Here is a 9,482-nt window from a genome sequence, read left to right as displayed (position 1 = left end):
CCGCGCGACTGCGGAGCGACGCTGTCAGCACGTACTCCCCGGGCGCATGCGCCTCGCCGCCCAGCGGGCCCAGCCCGTCGATCGTCAGCGGCACCACCGCGGCGATGTGGCTGGCGTCGCTGGCCCCGCCGCGTGACGCCGGCACGACCGGGCGACCGAGCGCGGCCCCCGCGCGGTCCAACGTGCTCGCCGCGGTCTCCCGGGCGTCCATGCCGGGCCACTCGCGCAGGTTCGCGACGTGCAGCGTCACCTCGTCGAGGTCTCGCGGGAGCGCCGTCATCACCGTGTCGAAGGCCTCCAGCCGGTCGGCCCGCACGTCGCAGAGCAGCTCGCCGGACGCAGGCACCACGTTGAGCGCGTCACCGCTGTGGAGCACCGTGGGCACCGCGGTCAGGTGGTCGGGACCGTCCGGGTCGTGGTGCGCCGCGACGATCCGCGCGACCTCGGCGAGTGCGAGCAGCGCGTTGCGGCCGTCCCCCGGGCGCGCGCCGCTGTGGGCGGATCGTCCCGTCGCGACCACGCGCAGCGTCCCCGCCGCCTTGCGGCGCACGACGACGGCGTCCCGGCCTTCGCCGTCGAGCTCCCCGGCCTCGAAGCACAGGCAGGCGTCGTACCCCGCGAACCGCGGGCCGTGGGCGAACGGCGCGGTGCGCCACTCCTCGTCGCAGACCAGGAGGAGGCTCACTTCGGCGAACTCCGTCCGACGATCCTCCGCGAGCGCCTGCAGCACGCCGATCGCCAGGACGTCCCCGCCCTTCATGTCGACGGCGCCGGACCCCACGAGGGTGTCGCCGAGCGGGTGGAGCGCGCGGTGGTCGGCGTGGGCGACCACCGTGTCGACGTGGCCGAGCAGCAGCAGTCGCCGCGCACCGGTCCCGCGTACGCGCGCGAGCAGGTCCGGCGCATGGCCGGGGGACGAGCACGGGACCCGGGCGACCTCGGCATCGACGGGCAGCAACGCCTCGATGACCGAGAAGCACTCCTCGGCGGCACCGACATCTCCCGAGGGCGAGGACACCGCGACCAGCGCCGCGAGCTGCCGCTCCGCGGCGAGCGCGATGGTGTCGGCGTGACGGCGGACCCAGGGCAGCACGAGGGCGAACAGTAGTCGCCAGGGACCGCCGGTGTCCGCGGCCGCCGAGTGCGTCGGCGCACCGGATGAGCCTCGACGGCGGCGGCATGACGCCGGGTTATGGAGCGCGCTGGACGACCAGGACCACACCCTCGACCTCGGGTTGAGGGTCGCCTGCCGAGCGGGGGGTGATCCGTCGATCCCACGCCCACGCTGGGATCGCGTGGTCGTCCAGAACACTCGACCACGACTCGAGGGTCACGGGGTGTCGCTCGGACCCCGTAACGGGGTCGTCAACCTGCCCGGCAGCGGCACAACGCAGAAGGGCCCGCCCCGAGGCGAGCCCTTCCCACGACATCACCGCGGTTCCGCGGGGCAGCTACGCGCCGAGCACGGCGGCGAGACGGTCCTCGATCGCGCCGGCGACCTGCTCGCGGATCGGGCCGTCCTCCAGGCGCTCGACCGTGGCCTCGAGGAACCCCTCGATGACCAGGCGCTTGGCCTGGGCCTCCTCCAGCCCGCGGCTGCGCAGGTAGAAGAGCTGGTCCGGATCGATCTGGGCGATCGCGGCCGCGTGCGTGCACCGCACGTCGTCGGCCAGGATCTCCAGGCCCGGGATCGCGTCCGCATGCGCCTTCTTGGAGACGAGGAGGTTCCGCGACTCCTGGAAGGCGTCGGTCTGCTGTGCGCCCTCGTCGACCTGGATCATGCCCCGCCACACGGTGGACGAGCGGTCGTTCAGGATGCCGCGGAACGCCAGGTCGGAGGTCGTCTTCTCGGCGGCGTGCTCCTGCAGCGTGTCGACGTCGATGTGCTGGCGTCCGCGCGAGGCGTAGGCACCCGTCACCGAGGCGTGAGCGCCGGGACCGTCGAGCTTGGTCTCCAGGAACACCTTGCCGTTCTTGGAGCCGAAGCCGAGCGTGACCCAGTCGACGTGCCCGTCCCGCGCGACGATCGCGCGCTGGGCGCCGAAGACCCAGGTCTGCTCGTTGAGCTCCTGGGCCGAGACGTACCGCAGCCGGGCGTTCGGGCCGACGACCAGCTCGACGACGCCGTTGACGAGCCCGTCCGTCTCGGGGTCGGCGCTCACCGTCTGATCCCAGATCTCGGCCTCCGCGCCCTCCTCGAGCACGACGAGCGTGCGGGTGTGGAGCGCGGTGCCCGCCTGCTCGTGGACGTTCGTGACCAGGATCGGCGCGTCGACGTGCACGCCTCGCGGCACGTGGACGAAGACCCCGTCGCTCCAGTGCGCGTCGTTGCGGGCGACGAACGGTGAGTCCTTGGCGACCGTGCCGAGGTGCTTCTCGACGAGCTCCGGGTGGCGGATCGCCGCCTCCGCGATGGGCAGCACGATCGGCCCCTCGGACGTCGCGTCGGCCGCGACGGCGCCGGAGCCACCGACGCGCACCGCACCCTCGAAGTCGAACACGCCGTGTCCGTCGGGATCACCGGCACGGGCCGGCGCGTACGCGTCGAGGTCGAGGGCGTCGATCGGCGTGAACTCCCAGCCGGCGACGCCGCGGAACGTCGGCAGCTCGAGGCCGTCCAGGCGCTCGGCGGCGCCCACGCGCCGCGAGGTGAGCCAGTCCGGCTCGGTCACAGCGGTCGACATCTAGCCGATGCTCCCTTCCATCTGCAGCTCGATCAGGCGGTTCATCTCGATCGCGTACTCCATCGGCAGCTCCTTGACGATCGGCTCGATGAAGCCGTTGACGATGAGCTTCGCGGCCTCCTCCTCGTCGAGTCCGTGGGACTGGAGGTAGAACAGCTGCTCCTCACCGACCTTGGTGACCGACGCCTCGTGCCCGACGTCCACGTCGTCCTCGCCGATGCGGATCGTCGGGTAGGTGTCGGTACGGGACTCCGGGTCGAGCAGCAGCGCGTCGCAGACGACCTTCGACCGGGCGCCGTGCGCGCCCTTCGCGACCTCGAGCAGGCCGCGGTAGGACGAGCGCCCGCCGTCCTTGGAGATCGACTTGGCGAAGATGTTCGACGTCGTGTTCGGCGCGGCGTGCACGATCTTGCCGCCCGCGTCCTGGTGCTGGCCCTTGCCGGCGAACGCGATCGACAGGATCTCCCCGTGGGCGCGCTCGCCCATGAGGTAGACGGCCGGGTACTTCATCGTCAGCTTCGAGCCGAGGTTGCAGTCGACCCACTCCACCGTGGCGTCGCGCTCGGCGACCGCCCGCTTGGTGACGAGGTTGTAGACGTTCTGCGACCAGTTCTGGACGGTCGTGTAGCGGATGCGCGCACCCGGCTTGGCGATCAGCTCGACGACCGCGGAGTGCAGCGAGTCACCGGAGTACGTCGGGGCGGTGCAGCCCTCGACGTAGTGCACGTAGCTGCCCTCGTCGGCGATGATCAGCGTGCGCTCGAACTGGCCCATGTTCTCCGTGTTGATGCGGAAGTAGGCCTGCAGCGGCATCTCGACGTGCACGCCCGGCGGCACGTAGACGAACGAGCCGCCCGACCAGACCGAGCTGTTCAGCGCGGCGAGCTTGTTGTCGTTGGGCGGGATGACCGTGGCGAAGTGCTCGCGCACCAGGTCCTCGTGCTCACGGAGCGCGGTGTCCATGTCGAGGAAGATCACGCCCTGCTTCTCGAGCTCCTCGTTGACCTGGTGGTAGACGACCTCGGACTCGTACTGCGCGCCGACGCCGGCCAGGAACTTGCGCTCGGCCTCGGGGATGCCGAGGCGGTCGAAGGTGTTCTTGACGTCCTCCGGGACGTCGTCCCAGGAGCGCTCGGCGCGCTCGGAGGCACGGACGAAGTAGTGGATGTCGTCGTAGTCGACGTCGGCGAGCATGGGCGAGCCCCACGTCGGCTGCGGGCGGGCCAGGAAGTGGTCGTGCGCCTTGAGGCGGAACTCACGCATCCACTGCGGCTCGTCCTTGAACTCGGAGATCTTCGCGATGATCTCCTTGTTCAGGCCCTTGGGCGCCTTGTAGAGGTAGTTCTCGGCGTCGTGGAACCCGTAGCGCTCGGTGTAGTCGGCGCCGAACCCCTTCAGGGCGGCCTCGTCCTCGGTCAGGACCTTCGTGCTCTGCGTCTGCGGTGTCGTGGCCATGGGTCAGTCGACCTCCAGCTTGATGATGTCGTCCTCGATGAGGACTCCGAACGTCTCGACCGGCTGATACGCCGGCAGGGTCTGCGGCACACCGGTGCGCAGATCGAAGAGGGAGCCGTGCCGCGGGCACTCGATGGTGCAGGCCTCCTCGTCGAGCTCGCCGTCCGCCAGTGTCCCGTCGTCGTGCGAGCACCGGTCCTCGATCGCGAGGACGGTGCCGCGGCAGTTGAACACCCCGATCTCGAGGTCCTCCCACGTGACGATCCGTGCCGCTCCGGGCGGCAGGTCACTGAGGGGGCAGACGTCGATGATGGGGCTCATGAGCGGTGAAAACCTGGGCTCGGCGGAAATCCGATCCCGGGGGAAGGGATTGTACCGGTCGTGTCGCACGGCGCACCGCAGGAGCGGCGCGGTCGCCCGACGTTCCGGCTAGATCGGGTTCCCGGTGGGCTTGACGCCCTCGGGCGTCTCGGGCTCCCAGTCGACCGCGTCGCCGAGCGCCGCGGTCTTCAGCACCTTCAGCGACAGCAGCGCGCACTTCATCCGGGTCGCGGAGATGTCGATCCCCAGCAGGTCCAGGACGAAGCCGCGGTCGAGCTTCAGGAGCTCCTCGACCTTCATCCCCTTGACCTCGTCGGAGGCCATCGACGCGCTGGCCTGGCTGATCGCGCAGCCGTGACCGTCGAACCGGATGTCCTCGATCGTGCCGTCGTCGCCGACCCGCAGCATGACCGTGAGCTCGTCACCGCACAGCGGGTTGTTGTCGTGCGCCTCGAGGTCCGGCGACTCCATCGGCCCCCAGTTGTGCGGGCGCTTGTAGTGCTCGAGGATGTATTCGCGGTACAGGTCGTCCATGGTCAGTCTCCGAACAGGGTGATGACGTCCCCGAGCGCGTCGACGAGCGCGTCGACGTCCTCCCGGGTGTTGTGGACGCCGAACGAGGCGCGGGTGGTCGCGGCGACGCCGAGGCGCTGCATCAGCGGCTGGGCGCAGTGGTGGCCGGCGCGGACGCAGACGCCGCGCCGGGCGACGATCTCGGCCACGTCGTGCGGGTGGGCGCAGTCGAGGGTGAAGGAGACGAGGGCGCCACGATCGGCGGCGTCGGCCGGGCCGTTGACGGTCAGCCCCGGCACGCCGCGCAGGCGCTCCAGCGCGTAGCCGGTGAGGTCCTGCTCGTGGGCGCGGAGCGCGTCCATGCCCATGCCCTGCAGGTAGTCCACCGCCGCCCCGAGGCCGGCCGCCTCGGCGATGGGGGACGTCCCGGCCTCGAACTTCGTGGGGATGTCGGCCCACCGCGAGCCGTCCAGCGAGACGCTGGCGATCATGTGACCGCCGCTGATGAAGGGGGGCATCGCCTCGAGGATCTCGGGTCGTCCGTGGAGGATCCCGATCCCGGTCGGGCCGTAGGCCTTGTGCGCGGTCCACACGTAGAAGTCCGCGTCGATCGCGGCGACGTCCACCGGGATCTGCGGGACCGCCTGCGCCCCGTCGACGAGGACGACGGCACCGGCCGCGTGCGCGCGGGCGGTGATGTCCTGCACCGGGTTGATCGTGCCGAGCACGTTGCTGACGTGCACCACCGCCACCAGCTTCACGGTGCCGGTCGCCAGCAGCTCGTCGAGCACGTCGAGTCGCAGGTGGCCCTCGTCGTCGACCGGGACGTGGGCGAGCCGCGCCCCCGTGCGCTCGCACAGCACCTGCCACGGGACGAAGTTCGAGTGGTGCTCCATCTCGGTGACCACGACGGTGTCACCGGGCCCGAGGTTCGCATGGCCCCAGGAGTAGGAGACGAGGTTGACCGCCTCGGAGGCGTTCTTGGTGAACACCGTGCCCCGGGCGTGCGCACCCAGCCAGTGCGCGGCCCGGTCGCGGGCGCCCTCGTAGAGGTCGGTCGCCTCGACGGCCAGCGGGTAGACCCCCCGGTGGACGGACGCCCGGTGGTGCTCGTAGTAGTCGTCCATCGCGGCGATGACGCTGCGATGGGTCTGCGACGTCGCCGCGCTGTCGAGGTAGACGACACCCTCGCGGGAGAGGGTGGGGAAGTCGGCCCCGGTCGTGTCGGCGACGACGCTCATCCCTTAGACCGTCGCCGGCTCGTTGGTGCCGGTGATCCAGGCGTAGCCCTCGGCCTCGAGCTTGTCCACGAGCTCCGGGCCGCCGGCGTGCACGATGCGGCCGTTGTGGAGGATCGACACCCGGTCGGGCTTCACGATGTGCAGGATCCGCTGGTAGTGCGTGATGATCAGGACGCCCGTGCCGGCATCGCGCGCCACCTCGTTGACGCCGTTGGCGACGACGTTGAGCGCGTCGATGTCGAGGCCGGAGTCGGTCTCGTCGAGGATCGCGATCTCGGGCTTCTGGAGCGCGAGCTGGAGCGTCTCGAGGCGCTTCTTCTCGCCCCCGGAGAACCCGTCGTTGAGGTACCGGGAGCTGAACTCCTTCGGCACGTTCGTCAGCTTCATCGCGGCCTCGACGGTCTGCCGGAACTCCTTGAGCGGGACCTCCTGCTCACCGCGCGCGGCACGGTGGGCGTTCATGACCATCCGCAGGTACTTGGCGATCGTGACGCCCGGGATGGCGACCGGGTACTGGAAGGCCATGAAGAGACCCAAACGAGCCCGCTCGTCCGGGTCCGCTTCCGTGATGTCCTCGCCCTTGTAGATGATCTCGCCCTCGGTCACCTCGAGGTTCGGGTGCCCCATGATCACGTTGGCGAGCGTGCTCTTGCCCGAGCCGTTGGGGCCCATCAGCGCGTGCACCTCACCCTTGTTCACGGTGAGGTCGAGGCCCCGGAGGATCTCCTTGTCCTCGGCCTTGACGTGGAGGTTGCGGATTTCGAGGTCAGCCATGTGCGTTGGTCCGTTCGAGAGGAGTGGAGGGGGTCAGGCGACGGGAAGCGCGTCGCCGACCGGTGCGGGAGCATCCGGTGCCGGCGAGTGCCGGTCGGAGAATGCGACGAGATCGGCAAGCGTAGTGCCCTGCAGCGCCTTGACGACCCCACCTTGGACACGGGTCCAGAGCAGCTTCGTGGCGCAGCCGTGCCCACGATCCGCCTCGTGGTTGCAGAGCACGCGACCGTGCTCGGAGTCGTCGACGAAGCACGTCATCGGGGCGACGGCGCCCTCCAGGGCGAGCACGACCTCGTCCATGCGGACGTCGTCGGCGGGGCGGGCGAGGCGGTACCCGCCGTGCGCTCCGCGGGTGCTCTCGACCAGGCCCGCCTTCTTCAGCAGCGCGACGATGCGTTCCAGGTAGGCGAGCGGCAGACCCTCGGCCTCCGCGATCGCCTTCAGGGACGTCGGCGTCGGCTGGGGCTCGGCGGCGTGCCGACCCAGCTCGACGAGCAGGCGCACGCCGTACTCGGCCTTCGTCGTGAAGATCATCTGGCAATCCTACCAGCGAGGTCGGAGATGACCCGCGCTCGAGCCCGGCCCACCACCGGGGTGCGTCGCCGGGGCCCACCGCCGGGGTGCGTCGATCCAGCGCCGCTCAGGGTCGCTGAAACGTCGCACCCTCTACGGGGCCGCCCTCCGACCACGGCTCGGCGCACGTCCTCGCCCGGCTCGGCAGACTGCGCTTCCATGCTGTCCCGGTTCGCTCGCCTGTCCCCCTTGGTGGCGCTCGTCCTCGGTGCCGTCCTGTGGTCGGTGCTCCCACCGCCGACGGTCGAGGCCCAGTCGCCCGCGACCCCGCTCCCGCAGCCGACCCCGGCCCCGCAGCCGAATCCGACGCCGGAGCCCGAGCCGACGCCGGAGCCCGAACCCGAGCCGACGCGGCCCACCAACCCGTGCCTGCGCCCCGAGCTGCGGCTGCGCTGCCCGGACCTCGTGATGCGACGCCCCTACGGCCTCCACCTGCGGCGGACCAAGAAGGGCCGGTCGCTCCTGGCCTCGACGAACGCGATCGTCAACGTCGGGAAGGGCCCCGTGGAGGTCCGGGGCCGCCGCTTCTCCCGGACCCGCATGGCCGCCCGCCAGGTGCTGCGCGCCGCGCCCGGAGCACGCCCCCGTGTCCTGCCCGAGAAGGGCCGCATCGCGTTCTTCGACACGAAGACCCGAGGCCGCTACTGGAAGTTCGAGCACGCGGCGGGCTTCGAGCTCTGGGCCCTCGACGCCGCGGGCAACCGGACCCGGCTGGTCCGTACCAGCCCGAAGATCTACTACTGCTACCGCGACCTCAAGCGGGTGCGCTCGCTCAAGACGAAGCGCCCGTATCCCCGGTCCCCCCGCCGCGCGCAGTTCGGCGCCTGCTCGCAGCGCGGGCCGATCCGCGACGTGACGCTGGGCACGTCGGTCGGCTGGGCCGACATCTACCCGTGGCGCTACCCCCAGAACTGGATCGACGTGACCGGCTTCTCGGGCTGCTTCGCATACGTGCACCGTGCCGACCCCGAGGGCAACCTCGTCGAGATCGACGAGACCAACAACTCCTCCGCGGTCTCCGTGCGCCTGCCCTGGCGAGGCACGGGCGGCGCGCGCGGGTGTCCGTCCGTGCGCCCCGGGGCGCCGCCTCGCAGCGCGTCGGACCCGACCCCGAGCGACGACGGCGCCTCGCCCCCGCAAGATCCGTACGGCGGCTACCGGGCGCGCTGAGGACGCCGAGACCCCTCCGGCGCCCGGACCCGCGCTCCCCTCGGCGGCGCGTTCAGGCGCGCACCGCCTCGCCCAGCGCGAGGGGACGGACGAGCTTCGGCGCCTTCGGGAGCCGGTCGTCGCGGACCTCGCCGACCTCCAGGCCGGCGGTTGCGCGCAGCAGTGCGACCGTGTCGCGGTTGGGGTGACACCCGGCGGCGAGCACGCCCCACGGGCGGTCCAGCCTGTCCTGCCAGCGGGCGAGGCCGGGATCGGAGGAGCGCACGTGCTCGATGAACCGCAGCACGCCGCCGGGCCGCAGGACCCGCACCGCCTCGGCGGCAGCCGCGGGAGCGTCCGGGATCGTGCAGAACACGAGCGTCGCGACGACGGCATCGGCCTCCCCGTCGGCCACCGGTAGCCGCTCCGCGCCGGCCTGCACCACCTCGACGCGCGAGGCGCCGCCACCGTGACCGTCCGCGACCTTGGCCCGCAGTTGCTTGGCCATGTGCGGATCCGGCTCGGTCGCGACGATCCTCGTGACCGCAGCCGGGTAGTGATCCAGGTTCAGTCCGGTCCCCGCCCCCAGTTCCACCACGGTGCCGGCGAGATCACCGACGAGCGCTGCACGCATGTCGCGCAGGCCGTGCTCCTCGGTGTCCTTCAGAACGCTGTCGTAGAAGCGGGCGAAGAGACGGTCGAGGATCATCGTTCGATGGTAGTTCCGGTGTGCGCCCGTGGCCAGGGCCAGGGAGCCCCGGTGGGCGGCAGT

At 71.2% G+C, this 9,482-nt stretch carries 10 protein-coding genes; 1 reads left to right on the top strand and 9 read right to left on the bottom strand.

Annotated features, from left to right (window positions below; genetic code table 11):
• The 8 genes from ABYE80_RS03090 to ABYE80_RS03055 all read right to left on the bottom strand — a co-directional run.
• A partial coding sequence (locus tag ABYE80_RS03090; protein ID WP_372788581.1) for a M20/M25/M40 family metallo-hydrolase occupies positions 1-1,093 on the bottom strand: 1,093 nt, incomplete at its 3' end.
• Positions 1,094-1,451: 358 nt separating this feature from the next.
• Entirely contained in the window at positions 1,452-2,684 is a 1,233-nt protein-coding gene (sufD, locus tag ABYE80_RS03085) for a Fe-S cluster assembly protein SufD (RefSeq protein ID WP_372788579.1), read from the bottom strand.
• Positions 2,685-4,139, bottom strand: a complete 1,455-nt coding sequence (gene sufB, locus ABYE80_RS03080) for a Fe-S cluster assembly protein SufB (RefSeq protein ID WP_372788578.1) — start codon at positions 4,137-4,139, stop codon at positions 2,685-2,687. It abuts the gene before it with no gap.
• A 3-nt stretch (positions 4,140-4,142) separates the two neighbouring features.
• A complete protein-coding gene (locus ABYE80_RS03075) occupies positions 4,143-4,460 on the bottom strand; it encodes a Rieske (2Fe-2S) protein (RefSeq protein ID WP_372788576.1) in 318 nt (105 codons plus the stop codon).
• Positions 4,461-4,568: 108 nt separating this feature from the next.
• Positions 4,569-4,994, bottom strand: a complete 426-nt coding sequence (gene sufU / locus ABYE80_RS03070) for a Fe-S cluster assembly sulfur transfer protein SufU (protein WP_372788574.1) — start codon at positions 4,992-4,994, stop codon at positions 4,569-4,571.
• Positions 4,995-4,996: 2 nt separating this feature from the next.
• Entirely contained in the window at positions 4,997-6,214 is a 1,218-nt protein-coding gene (locus tag ABYE80_RS03065; protein WP_372788573.1) for a SufS family cysteine desulfurase, read from the bottom strand.
• Positions 6,215-6,217: 3 nt separating this feature from the next.
• A complete protein-coding gene (gene sufC, locus ABYE80_RS03060; protein ID WP_372788572.1) occupies positions 6,218-6,988 on the bottom strand; it encodes a Fe-S cluster assembly ATPase SufC in 771 nt (256 codons plus the stop codon).
• A 33-nt stretch (positions 6,989-7,021) separates the two neighbouring features.
• On the bottom strand, positions 7,022-7,522 hold the full coding sequence (locus tag ABYE80_RS03055; RefSeq protein WP_372788571.1) for an Rrf2 family transcriptional regulator: 501 nt from the start codon (positions 7,520-7,522) through the stop codon (positions 7,022-7,024).
• 198 nt (positions 7,523-7,720) lie between these two features.
• Here ABYE80_RS03055 and ABYE80_RS03050 point away from each other — a divergent pair, with 198 nt between their 5' ends.
• Entirely contained in the window at positions 7,721-8,731 is a 1,011-nt protein-coding gene (locus ABYE80_RS03050; protein WP_372788570.1) for a hypothetical protein, read from the top strand.
• Positions 8,732-8,783: 52 nt separating this feature from the next.
• Here the strand turns inward: ABYE80_RS03050 and ABYE80_RS03045 are convergent, their stop codons facing one another.
• A complete protein-coding gene (locus ABYE80_RS03045) occupies positions 8,784-9,419 on the bottom strand; it encodes a class I SAM-dependent methyltransferase (protein WP_372788569.1) in 636 nt (211 codons plus the stop codon).
• Between the last annotated feature and the right edge of the window lie 63 nt (positions 9,420-9,482).

It is taken from the genome of Paraconexibacter sp. (assembly GCF_041602235.1).
In the GTDB taxonomy this organism is placed as follows: domain Bacteria; phylum Actinomycetota; class Thermoleophilia; order Solirubrobacterales; family Solirubrobacteraceae; genus Paraconexibacter.
This window is presented reverse-complemented; position numbering and strand designations above follow the sequence as displayed.

Bases quoted from the DNA above. Each gene is read 5' to 3' on its own strand.
- sufD (WP_372788579.1), bottom strand. From the start codon at position 2,684: ATGTCGACCGCTGTGACCGAGCCGGACTGGCTCACCTCGCGGCGCGTG.
- sufB (WP_372788578.1), bottom strand. From the start codon at position 4,139: ATGGCCACGACACCGCAGACGCAGAGCACGAAGGTCCTGACCGAGGAC.
- ABYE80_RS03075 (WP_372788576.1), bottom strand. From the start codon at position 4,460: ATGAGCCCCATCATCGACGTCTGCCCCCTCAGTGACCTGCCGCCCGGA.
- sufU (WP_372788574.1), bottom strand. From the start codon at position 4,994: ATGGACGACCTGTACCGCGAATACATCCTCGAGCACTACAAGCGCCCG.
- ABYE80_RS03065 (WP_372788573.1), bottom strand. From the start codon at position 6,214: ATGAGCGTCGTCGCCGACACGACCGGGGCCGACTTCCCCACCCTCTCC.
- sufC (WP_372788572.1), bottom strand. From the start codon at position 6,988: ATGGCTGACCTCGAAATCCGCAACCTCCACGTCAAGGCCGAGGACAAG.
- ABYE80_RS03055 (WP_372788571.1), bottom strand. From the start codon at position 7,522: ATGATCTTCACGACGAAGGCCGAGTACGGCGTGCGCCTGCTCGTCGAG.
- ABYE80_RS03050 (WP_372788570.1), top strand. From the start codon at position 7,721: ATGCTGTCCCGGTTCGCTCGCCTGTCCCCCTTGGTGGCGCTCGTCCTC.
- ABYE80_RS03045 (WP_372788569.1), bottom strand. From the start codon at position 9,419: ATGATCCTCGACCGTCTCTTCGCCCGCTTCTACGACAGCGTTCTGAAG.